18 protein-coding genes are annotated in these 18747 nt (G+C 34.0%); 12 read left to right on the top strand and 6 right to left on the bottom strand.

The window, feature by feature from the left end:
* Nucleotides 1-79: 79 nt before the first annotated feature.
* On the top strand, nt 80-736 hold the full coding sequence (locus tag K0U91_RS08700) for a DUF937 domain-containing protein (RefSeq protein ID WP_220180797.1): 657 nt from the start codon (nt 80-82) through the stop codon (nt 734-736).
* 53 nt (nt 737-789) lie between these two features.
* Here the strand turns inward: K0U91_RS08700 and K0U91_RS08695 are convergent, their stop codons facing one another.
* Together K0U91_RS08695 and K0U91_RS08690 are read right to left on the bottom strand one after the other, a co-directional pair.
* Nucleotides 790-906, bottom strand: coding sequence for a 30S ribosomal protein THX (locus K0U91_RS08695; protein ID WP_219970337.1), 117 nt, complete (start codon nt 904-906; stop codon nt 790-792).
* 90 nt (nt 907-996) lie between these two features.
* On the bottom strand, nt 997-2391 hold the full coding sequence (locus K0U91_RS08690; protein WP_220180798.1) for an MATE family efflux transporter: 1395 nt from the start codon (nt 2389-2391) through the stop codon (nt 997-999).
* 126 nt (nt 2392-2517) lie between these two features.
* Between K0U91_RS08690 and K0U91_RS08685 the strand changes: the two genes are divergently transcribed.
* The 10 genes from K0U91_RS08685 (at nt 2518) to K0U91_RS08640 (ending at nt 14190) form a co-directional block, all read left to right on the top strand.
* Entirely contained in the window at nt 2518-3066 is a 549-nt protein-coding gene (locus K0U91_RS08685; RefSeq protein ID WP_220180799.1) for a DUF2975 domain-containing protein, read from the top strand.
* A 2-nt stretch (nt 3067-3068) separates the two neighbouring features.
* Nucleotides 3069-3272 carry a helix-turn-helix domain-containing protein gene (locus K0U91_RS08680; RefSeq protein ID WP_219970334.1) on the top strand — a complete coding sequence of 68 codons (204 nt, stop codon included), beginning with the start codon at nt 3069-3071 and terminating at the stop codon, nt 3270-3272.
* Nucleotides 3273-3398: 126 nt separating this feature from the next.
* On the top strand, nt 3399-5582 hold the full coding sequence (locus tag K0U91_RS08675) for a S41 family peptidase (protein WP_220180800.1): 2184 nt from the start codon (nt 3399-3401) through the stop codon (nt 5580-5582).
* Between the two features lie 55 nt (nt 5583-5637).
* Nucleotides 5638-6075 (top strand): ankyrin repeat domain-containing protein, encoded by a 438-nt coding sequence (locus tag K0U91_RS08670; RefSeq protein WP_220180801.1) that lies wholly within the window; start codon nt 5638-5640, stop codon nt 6073-6075.
* A gap of 107 nt (nt 6076-6182) precedes the next feature.
* Nucleotides 6183-7937, top strand: a complete 1755-nt coding sequence (gene aspS, locus K0U91_RS08665; RefSeq protein ID WP_220180802.1) for an aspartate--tRNA ligase — start codon at nt 6183-6185, stop codon at nt 7935-7937.
* 35 nt (nt 7938-7972) lie between these two features.
* The gene (locus tag K0U91_RS08660) at nt 7973-10156 is read left to right on the top strand and encodes a hypothetical protein (protein ID WP_220180803.1); all 2184 of its coding nucleotides are present in this window, start codon (nt 7973-7975) and stop codon (nt 10154-10156) included.
* A gap of 117 nt (nt 10157-10273) precedes the next feature.
* On the top strand, nt 10274-11059 hold the full coding sequence (gene ku, locus K0U91_RS08655; RefSeq protein ID WP_220180804.1) for a non-homologous end joining protein Ku: 786 nt from the start codon (nt 10274-10276) through the stop codon (nt 11057-11059).
* On the top strand, nt 11059-11661 hold the full coding sequence (locus K0U91_RS08650; protein WP_220180805.1) for a DNA polymerase ligase N-terminal domain-containing protein: 603 nt from the start codon (nt 11059-11061) through the stop codon (nt 11659-11661). The genes ku and K0U91_RS08650 overlap by 1 nt, the downstream gene beginning before the upstream one ends.
* A 77-nt stretch (nt 11662-11738) precedes the next feature.
* Nucleotides 11739-13625, top strand: coding sequence for a DNA ligase D (gene ligD / locus K0U91_RS08645; protein ID WP_220180806.1), 1887 nt, complete (start codon nt 11739-11741; stop codon nt 13623-13625).
* 28 nt (nt 13626-13653) lie between these two features.
* Complete coding sequence (locus tag K0U91_RS08640; RefSeq protein WP_220180807.1) at nt 13654-14190, top strand: hypothetical protein; 537 nt, start codon at nt 13654-13656, stop codon at nt 14188-14190.
* Here K0U91_RS08640 and K0U91_RS08635 read toward each other — a convergent pair whose 3' ends face one another.
* From K0U91_RS08635 to nusB, 4 genes are all read right to left on the bottom strand, one after another.
* The gene (locus K0U91_RS08635; RefSeq protein ID WP_220180808.1) at nt 14191-14925 is read right to left on the bottom strand and encodes an SDR family NAD(P)-dependent oxidoreductase; all 735 of its coding nucleotides are present in this window, start codon (nt 14923-14925) and stop codon (nt 14191-14193) included.
* Between the two features lie 180 nt (nt 14926-15105).
* The gene (gene yajC, locus K0U91_RS08630) at nt 15106-15465 is read right to left on the bottom strand and encodes a preprotein translocase subunit YajC (RefSeq protein WP_220180762.1); all 360 of its coding nucleotides are present in this window, start codon (nt 15463-15465) and stop codon (nt 15106-15108) included.
* A gap of 6 nt (nt 15466-15471) precedes the next feature.
* Entirely contained in the window at nt 15472-15993 is a 522-nt protein-coding gene (locus K0U91_RS08625; protein WP_220180761.1) for a DUF1573 domain-containing protein, read from the bottom strand.
* Between the two features lie 10 nt (nt 15994-16003).
* Complete coding sequence (gene nusB, locus K0U91_RS08620) at nt 16004-16909, bottom strand: transcription antitermination factor NusB (protein ID WP_219970321.1); 906 nt, start codon at nt 16907-16909, stop codon at nt 16004-16006.
* A gap of 90 nt (nt 16910-16999) precedes the next feature.
* On the opposite strand from nusB, the gene K0U91_RS08615 reads away from it, so the two are divergent.
* On the top strand, nt 17000-18661 hold the full coding sequence (locus K0U91_RS08615) for an ABC transporter ATP-binding protein (RefSeq protein ID WP_220180760.1): 1662 nt from the start codon (nt 17000-17002) through the stop codon (nt 18659-18661).
* The last annotated feature ends 86 nt before the right edge of the window (nt 18662-18747 follow it).

The following is an 18747-nucleotide window of genomic DNA, read 5'->3' as shown; positions in this document are numbered from 1 at the left end:
TTTAAAAGAAAATTCATTTAAAAATTGATAGTGAAATATTTTTTAATAACTTTGGTTAACTAACAAATAAAAAAACACAATGAACTTAATTGACCTATTGACAGGAAACACAGGGAACCAGGTTGCAGAACAAGCTGAAAACAAATTCGGAATCAGCAAAAACCAGATTATCGCCCTCTTGGCGGTGGCTACTCCACTCGTCATTTCTTATCTTAAAAATAAATCTCAGGATGCGAATGAAGCAGAAGCTCTGAATAATGCTTTGGACAAAGATCATGACGGCAGCATTTTAGACGATACTTCACAGCTTGACAACAGACAGGATGAAGGAGGTTCTATTCTATCTCACATATTTGGTAATCAGAAAAATACAGTTGAAAACCAATTATCCCAAAATACAGGAATTTCGATTGATAAAATCGGGCCGATCCTGGCAATGCTTGCTCCGGTGATCATGGGATATATAGGTAAGGAAAAACAGCAAAACAATGTAGGAGCGGGCGGTTTAGGAGATCTTCTGGGCGGAATTTTGGGTGGCGCACAAAGCCAGGCTCAGCAGCAGCAATCAAGCCCGTTAAATGATATTTTGGGAAGTGTTCTAGGCGGCGGACAATCGCAATCCGGAAATCCTCTGAATGATATTTTAGGAAGTGTACTTGGGAGCAATGGACAACAGCAGAAACAACAAAGTGGCGGTATAGGTGATTTGTTGGGCGGCCTTTTTGGAGGAAAATAATTTTAAAATATAATTAAAAAATGACCGAAGAGTACTCTTCGGTCATTTTGTTTTTAGTCTTTTGCTTTTTCTGCAGCAGAATAAGATTTTGAAGCTTTTTTCGGTCTTTTCTTTCCGTAGCTTCCTAAAATAATCTTTCCTTTTCTAGACTTTCTGTCTCCTTTTCCCATAGCAATGTATTTATTATTTGACTACGAAGTTAGAGATTAACAATTAGAACTCAAAAGATTATGGTGCTAAATGTTTTATAATTTAAATCTTTAGACTTTCACATTTTTCCATTTTCCTTTTTTAAACAAAATAAATGCGACAATGGTAATGAAAGTTTCTGCAACGGGTATCGATATAAAAACCCCTTTTGGCCCCATTTCCATATATTTTGAAAGTACATATGCCAGCGGAATCTGAAACATCCAAAATCCAAAAAAATTAAGCCAGGTCGGCGTCCAAGTATCTCCAGCTCCGTTGAAAGCGTTGATTGTCACCATTCCGATTCCGTAAAAAACAAATCCTAAGCTCATGATATGAAGAGCATTTTTGGCATAACTTTTAATAATATTCTCTTCGGTGAAAAACCCTACCAGAAAATCACCGAGAAGAAGAAACAGTATACTTACCAAAAGCATAAAAATTACGTTATACTTTACTGTTTTCATCACAGACTGTTCCGCTCGGATCATTTCTCCCGCACCCATATTTTGCCCCACTAACGTAGATGCTGCATTGCTCAGTCCCCATGCAGGAAGCATGAAGAACATCATGAGCCGAAGTGCCGTCTGGTAACCTGCGGAAGCATCTTCTCCACCTGTTGTTGCAACCAGTTTTGCAAGAAAAATCCAGCTGCAGGAAGCAATCACAAACTGAAATATTCCCGGTATTGCAATTTTTACTATAGATGCAATTAGTTTAAAATCAGGTTTAAAATAAGACACCTTTATCCGCACCAGAGAATCTGCGATAAAAATATGATACAACTGATACAGAACACCGGTACTTCTTCCTATGGTTGTGGCAACAGCAGCTCCGGTAAGTCCCATTGCAGGGATTGGTCCCAAACCTCTGATCAGGACCGGACAGAGAATAATGTTGGCAATATTTGCAATCCAAAGACTTTTCATGGCAATTGCTGCATTTCCTGCACCTCTGAAGATTCCGTTGATCAAAAACAAAAGCATGATAATGATACTGCTTCCCATCATGATTCTAGTAAAATCTTTCCCATAAGCCGCCGCATCAGGTTTTGAACCCATTAAAATCAGGATTTCTTCTGCATAAATTACTCCGGCTAAACTTAGAACCGATGTTATAATGAAAGAAACAAAAATTACCTGCGCAGCACTTCTGGATGCCTGTTCAGGGTTTTTCTCACCAATTCTCCTTGCCACAACTGCAGTTGCAGCCATACTCATTCCGATTGCTATTGAATAAATAATGGTCAAAACAGATTCGGTAAGACCAACCGTCTGAATGGCAAAGCCGCTTTCTTTAAGATGACCGACAAAATAAAGATCTACCAAAGCAAACACAGATTCCATCGCCATTTCCAGCATCATAGGAATGGCTAATAAGAGAACAGCGCTTCTGATGGTTATTTTTGTATAATCTGTCTCTTCTTCGCTGAAGGCTTTTTTAAGAAAATCTAAATATCTTTTCATTGGAGAAATTATTCGGGGTTAAAAATACAAATTCAGACATTAAATTTTTAAATTAAAATTTCAATTATAAATTATCGTAAAACAATAAATATTTATAGATTTGCAATAATAATAAACATAAAAAAAATGCAGAAAAATTCTACTTCAATTCTAGAGATCCTCAAATTGTTTATCTGGCTCTACACAATCATTCTAAGCATTGGATTATTTATATTGATTTTGCTGATTTTTGCTACCATTTTAGGAATTGATATCGGGAGCATGAAAGAAATAAAAATTAGTGTAAATATTGGCAATGAGAACATAAAAAATATTCAGTCATTAGAAAAAGGAAGGTTACTTTTTCTATTGGTATATTCTGTCGTTTTAGGAACCATGGAACTGATCATGTTAAGATATGTCATAAAAATTTTACAGAAAATTAAACTCAATCATCCTTTTTCAATTGAAATTTATTTTTTAATTTCAAGAATTGCAAAACTGGCATTGGCCATTGGCTGCTTATCATTTTTAATAAATTTTATTGCCGGATTGGTGACAGGAAAACTATCAATTTCATTTGATTCCGGTAATGAGAATTTTCGGTTCTTTTTATTTGCCGGAGTAGTTTATATCATTGCTCAGGTTTATAAGAAAGCTGTCGATTTGCAGTCAGAAAACGATTTAACCATATAAATATGCCGATTATCATTAATGTAGACGTCATGCTGGCAAAAAGAAAAATGCAGTCGCAGGAACTTGCAGAAAAAATCGGGATCACGCAGGCCAATCTGTCTATTTTGAAAACCGGGAAAGCAAAAGCGGTGAAGCTTTCTACTTTGGATGCGATCTGTAAAGCTTTAGACTGTCAGCCGGGAGACATATTAGAATATAAAGTTTAATTGTTTTTAACAGTTTAAATTAAAATTTGAGGTTAAAAAAACTCTTATCATCATAAAACTCCTTAAAATAAAAATTCAGCTTATCATGGAATCTTGATAACTCTTATGTTTGTGAAAATTAAAACCATGAAAAAACATTGTATCATTTTAATCCTATTGTTGATCTTTACTAATTTTCAGGCGCAGAAAAAGATCGAAAATTTAAACTTTGAAATCATTGAAAATAATTTCCCGAAAAACTGGAACATCTTTGGTGATGGTAACGCAAAAATCTCTGTAGATGCCACCGAAAAACAGCAAGGAAAATATTCTGCCACCATAGAATCTACAGAAGAAAAAGGCTTTAAAGCTCTCGCTTTTACGCTTCCTGAGAACTATGCCGGAAAAAAAATAAAACTTTCAGGTTATCTTAAGACAGAAAATGTATCAAATGGCTTTGCAGGTCTTTGGATGAGAATAGATCCTCAGATTGCATTCGATAATATGAAAAAAATCGGTTTGAAAGGTACAAACCCTTGGAAAAAATATGAAGTAACGCTTGAAATGTCCCCTGAAAATACAAAGCAAATTGTTTTAGGAGCACTTTTAGCAGGAAAAGGGAAAATCTGGATTGATGAGCTGAAAGTGAGTATCGACGGTAGAGATATTAGTAAAGCGAAAGTTTTTGAGAAAATACCAGCAAAAGTGGAACTGGATAAAGAATTTGATGATGGTTCTAAACTCAGCAATATCAATTTAGATGCAAAAAACACGGAAAATCTGAAAAACCTTGGATTAATTTGGGGCTATCTTAAATATTATCATCCCAATATCGCCAAAGGAAATTATAACTGGGATTATGAGCTTTTTAGGCTCTTACCTAAATTAAAAGGGAATTCCATCACCGAAAACGATAAAATATACATCAGCTGGATCAAGAATTTGGGAGAATTTGAAACAACAAAAATTGTATCTGATGATAAGAATATAAAAATAAAGGCCGATCTGGATTGGATTACCAGCTCAGGTTTTTCACAGGAACTGACTGAACTGCTTCTCAATTTAAAATACGCCAAAAGATCCAAAATAAATTATTATGTAGATTTTTTTGACCAAGTCAACAATCCTGATTTTAAAAATGAAAATCCTTACAAGAAAATGTCTTTTCCTGATGAAGGATTTCGCCTGCTGTCTCTGTACAGATATTGGAATATCATTCAATATTACTTTCCATACAAAAATCTGATCGAAGAAGACTGGAAAAAGGTGCTTCCGGAGTTTATTCCCAAATTCCTTAATGCAAAAAACCAGTCAGAATACACACTTGCAGCTTTAGAAATTATTGCGCGCATTCATGATACCCATGCAAATATCTGGGGAAACAACAAAGCAGTCAATCAATATTTTGGAGAAAGATATTCTTCTGTTAAGGTTAGTTTTGTAGAAAATAAGGCAATAGTAACTGATTTTTATAAAAAAGAATTAGGCAAAGAGACCAGATTGCAAAAAGGTGATATCATCGTTGAGGTCAACGGTGAAAATATCGACAGTATTATCCAAAAACAGCTAAAATATACTGCTGCATCCAATTACCCAACGCAATTGAGAGAAATCGCAAGAAATCTTCTTTGCAGCAATTCCGAAACTATTCATATTAAATTTCTAAGAGACGGGATTGAAAACAGTGCCTTGATTAAAACTTACACTTACGCAGAAATTGCGAACGATGAGCAGAAAGAATTTTTCGAAATGTTTAATAACGACGTAGCTTATCTTTACATGGGAAGTGCAGATTCCGAAAAACTTCCTGAAATTTTCGAAAAAATTAAAAATACTAAAGGTCTCGTGATTGATTTCCGAAGCTATCCGTCTGACTTTGTTGTATTTAAACTTGGAAAGTTATTAAAACCAAATAGTACTGAATTTGTGAAATTTAGCAATACAAATAATATACAGCCTGGTGTTTTTACTTTTACACCAAGCCTCAAAATTCCCGGTACCGGAAACAATTATTATAAAGGTAAGATTGCCATTTTAATCAACGAAACTACCCAAAGCAGCGCTGAATATCACACGATGGGCCTTAGAACGGCACCAAATGCTAAAGTTTTTGGTTCCACAACGTCTGGCGCCGACGGAAATGTCTCAAAAATAATGCTCCCCGGAAATATTTCAACGATGATCAGCGGGATCGGAATTTATTATCCGGACGGAAAAGAAACGCAACGTGTAGGAATCATTCCGGATATTGTAGTGAAGCCGACAATAGAAGGAATAAAAACAGATCAGGATGAAGTTTTAGAAAAGGCTGTAAATTGGATAACTAATTGAGTCAATGTATCAAAAAAATTATTAGATTTGTATATTCTTTAGAAAAATTAATTTTATGAAAAAAATAATTATTACTTCTGTGATTTTAGGATTTTCTGCATTTGCGAATCTTATTTTTGCACAACAAGTTACAGGCGTACAGAGACAGGCTATTCAATCAGATAATATACAAAAATTCAAAGCTGCTTTTACAAAAGCTGACTATGATAAATGTCTGAGTGTAAAAGATGCTTCTTACACAATGCTTTCATACAGCGCTTTAAATAATAAAAAGAATATCTCTGAATTTTTAATTAGTAACAAAGCTGATGTAAACAAAGCCTGCGATGGAGTTACCCCATTGATGAATGCTGCAATGTTTGGACAGACAACTATGGTGAAAATGTTATTAGCAAAGGGTGCTGATAAAAATGTGAAAGATGCCAATGGTCTTTCCGCAAAAGATTATGCACTAAAATATAACTTTTCTGCTGTGGCAACAATGCTGAAATAGAAATTTAAACAATTTATAATTTTATAAAACTTCCTTCATGGAAGTTTTTTGTTTTTAAACCCTCTAAAAATCTTATCTTTGCCAACGAAAATTTCAAACAAATACTTATGTTTCGATCGCACACCAACGGAGAATTGTCTCTGAAAAATCTTAATGAGGAAGTTACACTTTCAGGATGGGTACAAACCATTCGTGATAAAGGATTTATGATTTGGATAGATCTTCGGGATCGTTACGGAATTACTCAGTTGGTTTTCGATCAAGACCGTTCTTCAGCGGAATTGATGGAAAATGCAAAAAAATTAGGACGTGAATTTGTAATTCAAGTGACAGGAAAAGTTATCGAAAGAGTAAGCAAGAACCCCAATATTCCAACAGGAGAAATTGAAATTTTAGTTGAAAAATTAGAAGTTCTTAATGAATCTCAGCTTCCGCCTTTCACAATTGAGGACGAAACGGATGGTGGCGAAGAATTAAGAATGAAATACCGTTATCTGGATATCAGAAGAGCTCCGGTAAGAGATAAACTGATTTTCCGTCACAAAATGGCGCAGAAAGTGAGAAATTATCTGTCAGACGAAGGATTTATCGAGGTTGAAACTCCGGTTTTAATCAAATCTACTCCGGAAGGAGCAAGAGATTTCGTTGTACCAAGCAGAATGAATCCGGGGCAATTTTACGCATTACCACAGTCTCCACAGACTTTCAAACAATTGTTGATGGTCGGTGGAATGGATAAATATTTCCAGATCGTGAAATGTTTCCGCGATGAGGATTTAAGAGCCGACAGACAGCCGGAATTTACACAAATCGATTGCGAAATGGCGTTTGTAGATCAGGAAGATGTAATGAATGTGTTTGAAGGAATGACGAAAACATTGATCAAAGATATTACAGGTCAGGAATTCGGAACTTTCCCAAGAATGACTTTTGCTGATGCAATGCAGAAATACGGAAACGACAAACCGGATATCCGTTTCGGAATGGAATTCGTAGAATTAGACGATTTAGTAAAAGGAAAGGATTTTAAAATATTTGATGACGCTGAATTGATTGTCGGAATTAATGTTGAAGGTTGCGCAGATTACACAAGAAAACAAATCGATGAGCTTGTCGACTGGGTGAAAAGACCACAAATCGGAGCATCAGGAATGGTATGGGTTAAATTCCAGAATGATGGTGTAAAAACTTCTTCTGTGAATAAATTTTACAGTGAGGAAGATTTAGCAAAAATCATCGAAAAATTCGGAGCGAAAGAAGGCGATCTAATGTTGATTCTTTCCGGAAACGAGCACAAAGTAAGAACTCAGCTTTCTGCATTGAGAATGGAGCTTGGAAACCGTTTGGGATTAAGAAAAGGAGACGTTTTCGCACCACTTTGGGTTGTCGATTTTCCTTTACTGGAATTTGACGAAGAAAGCGGACGTTACCATGCAATGCACCACCCTTTCACCTCTCCAAAACCGGAAGATATTCATTTACTGGAAACTGATCCGGGAAAAGCAAGAGCCAATGCTTACGATATGGTATTGAACGGAAATGAAATTGGTGGAGGTTCTATCAGAATTTTTGATAGAGATCTTCAATCTAAAATGTTTGATTTATTAGGATTCTCAAAAGAAGAAGCAGAAGCTCAGTTTGGGTTCTTAATGAACGCCTTCAAATACGGAGCTCCGCCTCACGGAGGATTGGCTTTCGGATTTGACCGTTTGGTAGCCATTCTTGATGGAAACGAAGTGATCAGAGATTACATCGCTTTTCCTAAGAATAATTCTGGGCGTGATGTGATGATCGACGCGCCGGCCGCAATTGCTAACGAACAGCTCGATGAATTGGAATTGAAATTAAATTTAAAAGCATAAATTAGAAGCGGAGATTTTTTCTCCGCTTTTTTATTATGAAAAAACTAATATCCATACTTCTTGTACTCATTCTACATCTTTACAGTTCTCAGGATGCAGAGGGGCAATACTTTGAAAGCAGTATTTATAAATTAAAATTACGTTTGGAAAAAGGTGATAAAAAAGCATTAAATGAATTAGCACCTTATTTTGACAGCTCCAAAAAACTAGCTGAATTTCTGGGCCATCACTATAACGAAACCGAAGAATTTTATCTCGCAAAACGAACTATTGAAGAAAATTTTATTTTTCCTGAAGCCTCGATTAACTTAGCAGAAATAAAAAATGCTCAAAATTATTCTACTTTTTTAAACAAGAATAAAGACAAAATAAAATATTATCCGGAATTAGAAGCATTTTATATAACACCAATTTACGAGAGAAAATTTTTCATAGAATTTCGAGAATTGCCTGCTGAAAAAATTCAGAAACTTATTGACAAACGTACGGAAATTCTAAGTAAAGATTGGATTAAAGCAGGAGGTATTGCTATTTTAATACAACAAAATAATCCGGAATGTCTTTTAAAAATTTGTAAAGAATTTTATCGCCGAAGAGATAAATTCAATAATTTCAACAGAAATAAAGAAGATTTTTTCGATCTTTTAAAATTACTGACATATACAGATATCGGACCTGCCGGAAGAAATGATTATATAGTCTGGGACACTCGGGATATGAATTTTGACAATAGTGCTATTCTCAATTTGCTCATTTATTTTTCAAAAAATTATACAAACTTTAAATGGAATGTAGCTCAAAATTATTTTGAAAACTCATCACTCCAACCAAATAAAATCGACAATATAAATTCTTTGGTTGAAAATTTATCTAGTGACAACGATTCGATTGCCCTAAATTCTTTCATACACCTTTCTCAAAGTGATGTAAAAAGAGTAAATGAATTAAGTTTTGAAAAAGAAAAAAATATCTTTAACCAAACCAATCAAAAAGTTCTACCACTTTCACCTTTTAAATTTCTGACTTCGTTATCTCTATTGACCGAATATTGTAGAAAAAACAAAATTGATTTTATTGGAACCGAAGCCTTAAGATCAGATATTGGAAAACTAAAAACGAAATTGCCTTTTAATGAAAGACGAAAACTTGAAGACAAATTAATACAGGAACTTACATTCAAAGACATTACCGCATTAGAATACTGGACAATTGTAAACGAAAACAATTATAATCTTCAATGCTCAATTTCAAGAATAGCAGATATTTATTATTCTAAAAATTGGAGCCAACTTTTGAAAGATACGGAAGAGCTAAAATTATATCTGAAAAAATCTAAACTCTTTAAAGATTGTAATATTAATGGGAACTTTAGATATTATTTAATAAAATTTACCAAGAATTCTCCAGATGCATTGATGATTTTAAACAATCTAAAAACTGATGATCCAGACATAAATTTTGAAATAGCAAACGCAAAAAAAGTATTGTCAGACAAATTTGAATATCCTTTCGAAGACAAAAAATTCAATGATGCTAATTTTGACGGTAAAATATTCGATATCCAAAGTGAAATTGATAAAATCCGAATGACATCAAGCAAAATTGATGATTTCGAAAGAGATATCTCGAAACTTTTTTCAAAAATCCATTATTCACAAATACCTGATGCAATCAAAGCTGCCGAAAAAATAAAATACAACAAAGACACTTATCGAAACAAGTATTCTTTTCTTGAAAAAGATTTTGGTTTCTTCCTAATAAAGGATTTTGAAAACAAAGAGGAACGAGAAAATTTCTTAAAAATTTACGCTATAAATACAGAAGAAAATTTGTACAAATATTATCTTGACAAAGCCGAAATCGATTATAAAAACACAGATGAAACTTTAAATTATGACAAAATATTCGAATTGATAAAATTTGATGTCATACAACCTTACATCGGAAATTACAAAACAGACAATGAAGTTTATTCACTAATCAAACTTTTAGAGATAGAATTTAAAACACGATTGGGATTTCCTGATAAACTGTGTAATTCACAAGATATATATGGTTGCGACTCCTCTGAAAGAAGATGGGATTGGATGAAGTTTTTAACTGACAAAAATCTCCTGAAGCAAAAACATTCAGACATCGTTTCATTTAGCTATGAAGAATATTTAGAGGAGATTGAATTAACAAAAATTCTCAAAGAAAACGAAAAAATACAACCATGAATGATGAAACATTCATCCACAACACTTTAGAAAGTAAGTCGTTATTTAAATAAATCTAATCTCAAAACACAATTATCTCACGGCACAATCATTGCAAGTTTTATAAAAAATAAGACAATGAAAGCAATTTGGAACGGTGCCATTGGTTTTGGATTAGTGAATATTCCTATAAAAATTTATTCTGCTGTAGAAACCAGCAAACTCGATTTGGATATGCTCGACAAGTCTGATTTTTCGAACATTAAATTTAAAAGAGTGAACGAAAAAACAGGCAAAGAAGTCAAGTGGGAAAATATTGTAAAAGGATATCTCATGGAAGATAAATACATCATTCTTGAAGACGAAGATTACCAAGCAGCAAGTCCTGAAAAAAGCAAAATACTTTCAATCGATCAATTCGTAAAAGAGATTGAAGTTGATAGCGTTTATTTTGAAAACCCTTATTTCCTGGAGCCTCAAAAGAATGGAGAAAATGCCTACAGACTTTTATTAAAAGCTTTGTCCCAAACAAAAATGGTGGGCGTTGGAACTTTTGTGCTTCGTGAAAGTGAAGCGATTGGGATGATCAGACCTTACAATGATGAAGTTTTAGTTTTGAACAGATTACGTTTTTCTCAGGAAATAAGAGATTATAAAGATTTAAAAATTCCTGCTAAAAAACCTCCAAAACCTGCCGAACTAAAAATGGCAGTGAGCCTTATCGAACAGCTTTCGCAGGAATTTGATCCTGAAATGTATCAAGATACTTATTCTGAATCTTTACTAAAAATCATCAAACAAAAAGCAAAAGGAAAAGGTGTAAAAGCTAAAAAAGCAGAACCTGCAAAACAGGGCAAGGTGATAGACCTTATGGCACAGTTGAAAGCCAGCTTGCATAGTCCGAAATCTAAAAATGCATCGTAATGCCACTAAAAGATTATAACGAAAAACGAAAGTTCGATGAAACCACCGAACCCAAAGGAAAAACAAAAAAAAGTGAAGACAAACTTATTTTTGTGATTCAAAGACATGCTGCGTCACGTCTTCATTATGATTTCAGATTGGAAATGGAAGGTGTTTTGAAAAGCTGGGCCGTTCCGAAAGGCCCGTCATTAGACCCGAAAGACAAACGTCTTGCGATGATGGTTGAAGATCATCCTTACGACTACAAAGATTTTGAAGGAAATATTCCTGAAGGAAATTACGGAGCCGGACAAGTGGAAGTCTGGGACAGCGGAACATACGAACCGTTGGACGATACAAGCAAACTTTCGGACGAAAAAGAATTACTGAAAGAACTAAAAGCAGGTTCATTAAAATTCATTTTACATGGCAAAAAACTCAAGGGTGAATTTGCTTTAGTAAAAATGAAAAATACTGAAGGAAATTCATGGTTGTTAATTAAACATAAAGATAAATTTGCCGAAGAAAATTATGACGCCGAAGAAAAAACAGCCAAAAATTCTCAGGTTACAAAATTTTTAGAGGAAAAAAAAAGCCTAAAAAGCACCAAAAAGAAGTCATAACTTCAGAAACGAAACCAAAATTTCAAAGATTCAATTCTTTAGTAGACGAAAAGAAACTTGAGACATTCATCAAACCGATGTTGGCCAGGCTTTCTGAAGAAGCTTTTGATGACGAAGACTGGGTTTTTGAAATAAAATGGGACGGCTACAGAGCCGTGGCTGATCTTTCTAATAAACAACCTCTATTTTATTCCCGAAACGGGATTTCTTTCCTGTCAAAATTCGATAAAGTCGTCGATGATTTCAGTCACCAAAAATACAAAATGATTTTGGATGGGGAAATTGTCGCATATGATGAACACGGGAAGCCTAGTTTCCAACTCCTGCAACAAATAGGTGACAATCCTGACCTGGCTTTGACATATCAGGTTTTCGATCTGCTTTGGCTCAATGGGCATTCGACCGAAGAACTACCTTTAATACAGAGAAAAGAGCTTTTAAAAGAAGCTTTAATTGAAACCGACATCATCAAATATTGTGATCATATTCCCGAAAAAGGCATCGATTTTTTTAATCAGATGAAAAAAATGGAACTTGAAGGAATGATTGCCAAAAAAGCAGACAGTTTATATATTGAAAACAGCAGAAATTCAGATTGGCTTAAAATAAAATTTACCAACACGGAAGAAGTTATTATTTGTGGATTTACTGAACCACGCGGTTCAAGAGAAGGTTTTGGAGCATTGATTTTGGGAAAATATATTGATGGGGAACTGATTTATTCCGGACATACAGGAACGGGATTTAATAATGAATCCTTGAATCTTCTTCATCAAAGGTTATTGAAATTGGTCGTAAAAACTTCTCCATTTGAAAAGAAACCAAAAACTAATATGCCTGTAACTTGGGTAAAACCCGAATTGGTCTGCGAAATAAAATACTCTGAAATTACCAACGACGGAATTTTCCGCCATCCTGTTTTTGTAGCCATCCGGGAAGATAAAAATCCTGAAGAAACCGAAGGCTCGATGATTGAGATGAATCAAATTAACGAAAAATCAAAAGAAATGAAAGCCAAAACACCATTAAAAAAAACTGAAATTTCTGAAAAAGAAAAGGAAATCACATTGAACAAGCATAAAGTAAAATTGACAAATCAGGATAAAATTTATTTCCCAAAAGACGATGTTACAAAAGGCGACGTAGTTGAGTATTATCAATCTGTTGCGGATTATATTTTGCCACATTTGAAAAACCGCCCATTGTCTTTAAACCGTTTTCCTAACGGAATTGAAGAGCAAAGTTTCTATCAGAAAGATGCGAGTGACAATATTCCGGATTGGATCAAAACCACGCAGGTTTACTCGGAATCAAATGATAAATACATCGATTATATTTACTGTAATGACAAGGCGACGTTGGCTTATCTGAATAATTTAGGTTGTATTGATCTGAATCCCTGGAATAGTTCGCTTCCTGATCTTGATCATCCGGATTTTATGGTTTTAGATCTTGATCCTTCGAAGAAAAACAGTTTTGATCATGTGATAGAAACTGCTTTACAAGTGAATGAGGTTTTAAATTCAGTTAAAATCAAAGGATATTGTAAAACTTCGGGAAGTACGGGAATTCATGTTTATATTCCGATGGGTGGGAAATACGATTTTGACCAAGTTAAAGATTTCGCTCACATTTTAATGAAACATGTCAATGAAAAACTACCGAAAATTACCACTCTAGAAAGAAGTCTGCAAAAAAGAGACGATAAGAAAATCTATTTAGATTATCTTCAAAACAGAACCGGTCAGACTTTAGCAAGTGTCTACAGTATAAGACCAAAAGAAGGTGCTTCCGTTTCCATGCCTTTAGAATGGGATGAGGTAAAACCAGGTATGAAACCGACAGATTTTAATATTCATAATGCTTTGGGGAGAATTAAAGAAAAAGGAGATTTGTTTAAACCTGTTTTGGGTAAAGGAATTGATATGATGAAGGTGTTGGAATTATTGCAGAATCTTGAATAAATTGTACTTTTGGAAATAAAACCAATCAATGAAAACTCTTATTTCAATTTTAATTCTATCATTTCTTGTCAGTTGTTCAGATAAAGAAATTGTGAAAGAAATAGATCAAAAAGAAAAATATTCGTTTGACAATATATTAAGCTATAATAATGAGGATACAATATTTATAAAATCTCAATTTGCTGATTGTGGAGAATGGGGCGGTCATGAAGAACTTATAAAAATTTATCGTTTAGAAAAACAAATAGAATTGTCGTATACAAAATTTGGAGCTGATTGTGGAATTAGAGATTCTTTAGGCTCAATAATTCAAGTGAAAAAATTAAATAAAAAAATTTCACTATCAAGTTCTCAACAATTAATGCTAATGAACTATATCAACAACTTAATTAAATTGAAATTTGTAGATGAAGAAATGTCAAATTATGGAAATTTCTTTTATCTGAACAATACTAAAGTAGATTTGAAACTTGCTCATTATGGAAACCAACCTTTGCTTTTAGCCAATTATAATACTTTAATATTTGCTTTAGCTTTACAGAAAGTAAAGATTGATAATTATTAATCAAGGCAACTTGGCCACCAAACCTTCCGGCAATATTTTCAAGATAAAATAAATCATTTTCCATTTAAAATTCGGGACAATAGAGAAAGAATTTCCGGCATTGACGATATGTTTTGCGACATAACCGGGTTCCATCAAAAGGGTTTTATTGAGTTCTAAGCCTGTATTTATTTTCGTATTGATATAACCGCTTATTAAAACGTTGACCGTAATATTTCGTTGAGCTAATTCCTGTCTCAAGCCTGCCAAATATGTTGTAAAAGCCGCTTTTGTACTTCCATAAACGAAATTGCTTCTTCGTCCCCGTACTCCCGAAAGTGAGGACAGACCGATGATCCTCTCCAGATTTTTATTGGAATCGTCTGTTGCAATAATATTTAAAATAGATACTCCGCCCATATAATTCACCGTAATCATCTGTTTAGCTTCTTTGAAATCTCTTAAAGCTGCTTCATTATCGACTAAAAATCCGGCTGAGTAAACTACAATATGCGGTTTTATTTGAAGCTCATCATAAAATTTTTGATGAGCATCGAAATTTTCAGCATCAAAAGATAAAACAGAAATTTTTGCTGAATCCAAATTGTTCTCGATAATGAACTTATTGAGTGATTCTGTGTTTCTGGAAGCTGCTGTTACCGAAAAACCTTTTTTAAGATATTGCAAAATACATTGTTTGGCAACATCAGAATTAGCACCTAAGATGAGAACTGTTTTTGCTGTATTTTCATTCATTGGGCAAAGATATTTTTAAAACATCACTTTCGCGAATGTTTTGTATTTATGAGCACAAATTGATTCTGTATAATAACATTTTAATATTGGAATATTCGGAGCGAAAATAAGCATATTAAGAATCGGCGCGGTGACCTTTGGTCACCGCGCCGATTCTTAATATGTTTTTAAAACTAAAAACTACTTCTTTTCAGTTTCGATAACTTCTTTTTTATCAGTAGTTGCCGTAGCTTTATCTCCAAATCTCGCAGCCGTAAATTCTCTCGAAATTGCCGCTTTTTCAAACTTTAATTTCCCGGATAAGGTCTCGATGATAACTCCGTCTTCCTGAATCTGAGAAATTCTCCCATGAAGACCGGAAGTAAGTACTACTCTGCTCCCAACTTTCAGCTCTTCCTGGAATTTTTTCTCCTGCTTCTGTTTTTTCATCTGAGGTCTGATCATCAGGAAATAAAACCCAACAAACATCACACCCATCATAATCAGCATCATCGGAGAAGATCCTCCAGCTGGTGCGGACTGTAAAAATATTGTTAACATAATCTTTTATTTAGGTTGTATGTTTGCGTTGAACGTCAATTTAATAGGAGCTTTTTCAACGTTTGCAAAAACATCTGCATATTTCTGAACAGCACCATCAAAACTTGAAGAATCGAAGCTTAAAGTAATTTTTCCTTTTTTACCAGGTAAAATCGGGTCTTTTGTAAACTCAGGTGCAGTACATCCGCATCCTGGCTTAACTTCTGATATGATCAAAGGATTTGTTCCGGTGTTTGTTACTTCGTATACATGATTTACTTTATCACCTTTTTTAATGTTACCAAAATCAAAATTACTTTCTGATAAAGCAACAGTCGTCAACGGCTGACTAGATACTGCCGGTGTGGCAACTTCTCCTGCAGCAGTATTATTTTGCGCTCTTGGAGGTAAAGAATCTCCCGGCAATGTATTTGTAGAATCTGGTGTAATTGTTTCCGAATTCTGAAGCTCTTTATTTTCTTCCTTTTTACAAGAAACCAAACCCAAACCTATGATCGACAATGCGATAATCGATAACGTCTTTTTCATTTTTTATTTTTTATATTCTATTTAAATCTTTACAATATTTATCTAAAATTCCGTTGATGAATATATTAGAACGGTCTGTTGCAAAAACCTTTGAAATTTCGATATACTCATTAATAATAACTCGGGAAGGTGTCAAAGGAAAATGGTCCAATTCTGATATGGCAATCGTTAAAATAACTTTATCCATCAGGCCAACTCTTTCGAGATCCCAGTTCTCCAGTCTTTCAGAAAGCTTTTTTTCATTGGCTTCCCAATTGTTCAGTGTATCTCTTAGTAATTTACTGGCGAAGCTCTTATCTTCCTCATCTTTAATCATTTTGATTAAGGTACGGCTGTCCCCATCTTCTTTAATGAATCCAATAGTTTTTTGCACCATTGAATTGGCAATGTGAATATCATCTGCCCAGGTTAGTTCTCTATCACCTACATATTCATGAAAATCTTCATTTTCTGCGATATATCTCAGAAATAATTTTCCAATGAACTTCTGATCTTCTATGAAAGAATACTCTTCAACTTTCATGAAATCCTGATAACGCTTTCCTGCTGTCATTCTCTGAAATGTTCTTACAAGAAAATCATCATGTAAATCCCATTTCAAATCTGCATGCTGGCTTGAAAAAAAGAGTCTTTCTGGATTTTCTTCCAACTTGATCAAAACCTGGTTGTTGATGAATTTTTGATTGGGATTGATATCAGAATCAGTCTTGAAGTACTTATTCTTACCAATCTCCATTTGATTTTCAGCAAGACCTTTCAAAGCAACTAAAAAATTTAATTCTAAAACATAGAGATTATAGATTTTCTCTATACCATAGAACATGTTTTTTTCTAAAACATCAAATTTTATTGGATTTTGATAGTATGAATACACAGTTTCTACTACTTTTTCACGGATTTGTCTTCTTCCTAACATTCAAAGAGCTATTTATGGGCGCAAAGATACAAAATTTAAAATTTATGAAACTCGTAGTATGACTGTATTTTTGTAAATTTGCAAAAGTTTATGAAAGCTTTAAAAACTCTAAACCCTTATTTTTGGAAGCACAAAATATTATTGTTTTGGGGGTTACTATTCATCGTTGCCAGCAATTTTTTCAACATTTATAAAGTACAGTTTGTAGGTAAATCTGTGGATGAACTCACAAAAAACGGCAGCCTCGGCTTTAACCGACAGGTGCTTATTTATGTTGCCATTATTGTTGGATGCTCACTTCTTACCGGATTTTTCACCTTTATGATGAGACAGACGATTATTGTGGCATCAAGGAGAATAGAATATGAGCTGAAAAACAAAATCTACAGACATTATCAGGAATTATCTCTTACAGATTATAAAACTACAACAACAGGTGATCTGATGAATCGTCTGAGCGAAGATGTTGTTGCCGTAAGAATGTATTTAGGTCCCGGTGTAATGTACATTGTGAATCTGGTGATTTTGTTGACTATCACCTGTATCTATATGCTGAAAACAGATGTTTCAATGACAGTCTGGACTCTATTTCCATTACCGATTCTTTCTTATATTATTTTTAAAGTAAGCTCGATTATCAATAAAAAATCGAAAATCATGCAGAAGAGCCAATCTGGTATTTCCACATTTGTACAGGATAGTTTTTCCGGGATACGGGTTGTAAAATTTTTCGCTAAAGAAAGTTATATCAAGAAAAATTACAGCGAAAAAGTTACGGACTATCAGGACAAAGCTCTAGATTTAGCAAAAACGGAAGCTTATTTTTTTACGATCATTCTATTTGTAATCGGACTACTGAATGTTGCTATCATTTTAATTGGCGGACAAAAGTATATTGCAGGAGAATTGACAGTAGGAAAAATTGCAGATTTCTTCATGTATATTAATATTCTGATCTGGCCTTTTTCTATGGTTGGCTGGGTAACTTCTATCAATCAGAGAGCTGAAGCTTCTATGCAGAGAATCAATGAATTTTTATATAAAAAATCTGAAGTTATTAATGAAAATTTTGAAAAGTATCCTATTAAAGGAAATATTGAATTCAGAAACGTTTCTTATATATACCCGAACACCGGAATTAAAGCATTGGATAATTTAAGCTTCACAATAAATGCGGGGCAATCTCTGGCCATTATGGGGAAAACGGGGAGCGGAAAATCTACGATAGCTCTCCTTTTATGCAGATTGATTGACCCGACAGAAGGAGAAATTTTGATCGATGGAAAAAATCTCAAAGATCACAATCTCGATAATTACAGAGATTTTATAGGGTATATTCCGCAGGAAAGTTATCTTTTTTCAGATTCGATTGAGCATAATATTGGCTTCTCGGTCGACAATCCCTCAAATGAAAAAGTGATTGAATATGCTAAAATCGCAGATGTTCACAAAAATATCATAGAGTTTAAAGATCAGTATAAAACAATGGTTGGAGAACGTGGTGTCATGCTTTCTGGAGGTCAAAAACAAAGAATATGTATAGCAAGAGCACTCATAAAAGATCCGAAAATTATCATTTTTGACGATTCGTTATCAGCTTTAGATACAGAGACTGAACAAAACATTTTAGAGAATATCGACACTAAAATTCAAAATGCGACTTCTATCATCATAACGCACAGAGAATCTAGCGCTCAGAGGGCAGATAAGATCATTAATCTGACAGAAATTACCAATTCTGTAAACAGTTAGCCGTTTCTTTTGGAATTGTTAAATAAATCATAAAAAAAATTTTGTGATTAAAAGAAAACTTTTATATTTGTTCTTAACAAGATTTA

It is taken from the genome of Chryseobacterium sp. LJ668 (assembly GCF_019613955.1).
Lineage (GTDB): Bacteria > Bacteroidota > Bacteroidia > Flavobacteriales > Weeksellaceae > Chryseobacterium.
This window is presented reverse-complemented; position numbering and strand designations above follow the sequence as displayed.

Bases quoted from the DNA above. Each gene is read 5' to 3' on its own strand.
- K0U91_RS08700 (WP_220180797.1), top strand. From the start codon at position 80: ATGAACTTAATTGACCTATTGACAGGAAACACAGGGAACCAGGTTGCA.
- K0U91_RS08695 (WP_219970337.1), bottom strand. From the start codon at position 906: ATGGGAAAAGGAGACAGAAAGTCTAGAAAAGGAAAGATTATTTTAGGA.
- K0U91_RS08690 (WP_220180798.1), bottom strand. From the start codon at position 2,391: ATGAAAAGATATTTAGATTTTCTTAAAAAAGCCTTCAGCGAAGAAGAG.
- K0U91_RS08685 (WP_220180799.1), top strand. From the start codon at position 2,518: ATGCAGAAAAATTCTACTTCAATTCTAGAGATCCTCAAATTGTTTATC.
- K0U91_RS08680 (WP_219970334.1), top strand. From the start codon at position 3,069: ATGCCGATTATCATTAATGTAGACGTCATGCTGGCAAAAAGAAAAATG.
- K0U91_RS08675 (WP_220180800.1), top strand. From the start codon at position 3,399: ATGAAAAAACATTGTATCATTTTAATCCTATTGTTGATCTTTACTAAT.
- K0U91_RS08670 (WP_220180801.1), top strand. From the start codon at position 5,638: ATGAAAAAAATAATTATTACTTCTGTGATTTTAGGATTTTCTGCATTT.
- aspS (WP_220180802.1), top strand. From the start codon at position 6,183: ATGTTTCGATCGCACACCAACGGAGAATTGTCTCTGAAAAATCTTAAT.
- K0U91_RS08660 (WP_220180803.1), top strand. From the start codon at position 7,973: ATGAAAAAACTAATATCCATACTTCTTGTACTCATTCTACATCTTTAC.
- ku (WP_220180804.1), top strand. From the start codon at position 10,274: ATGAAAGCAATTTGGAACGGTGCCATTGGTTTTGGATTAGTGAATATT.
- K0U91_RS08650 (WP_220180805.1), top strand. From the start codon at position 11,059: ATGCCACTAAAAGATTATAACGAAAAACGAAAGTTCGATGAAACCACC.
- ligD (WP_220180806.1), top strand. From the start codon at position 11,739: ATGTTGGCCAGGCTTTCTGAAGAAGCTTTTGATGACGAAGACTGGGTT.
- K0U91_RS08640 (WP_220180807.1), top strand. From the start codon at position 13,654: ATGAAAACTCTTATTTCAATTTTAATTCTATCATTTCTTGTCAGTTGT.
- K0U91_RS08635 (WP_220180808.1), bottom strand. From the start codon at position 14,925: ATGAATGAAAATACAGCAAAAACAGTTCTCATCTTAGGTGCTAATTCT.
- yajC (WP_220180762.1), bottom strand. From the start codon at position 15,465: ATGTTAACAATATTTTTACAGTCCGCACCAGCTGGAGGATCTTCTCCG.
- K0U91_RS08625 (WP_220180761.1), bottom strand. From the start codon at position 15,993: ATGAAAAAGACGTTATCGATTATCGCATTGTCGATCATAGGTTTGGGT.
- nusB (WP_219970321.1), bottom strand. From the start codon at position 16,909: ATGTTAGGAAGAAGACAAATCCGTGAAAAAGTAGTAGAAACTGTGTAT.
- K0U91_RS08615 (WP_220180760.1), top strand. From the start codon at position 17,000: ATGAAAGCTTTAAAAACTCTAAACCCTTATTTTTGGAAGCACAAAATA.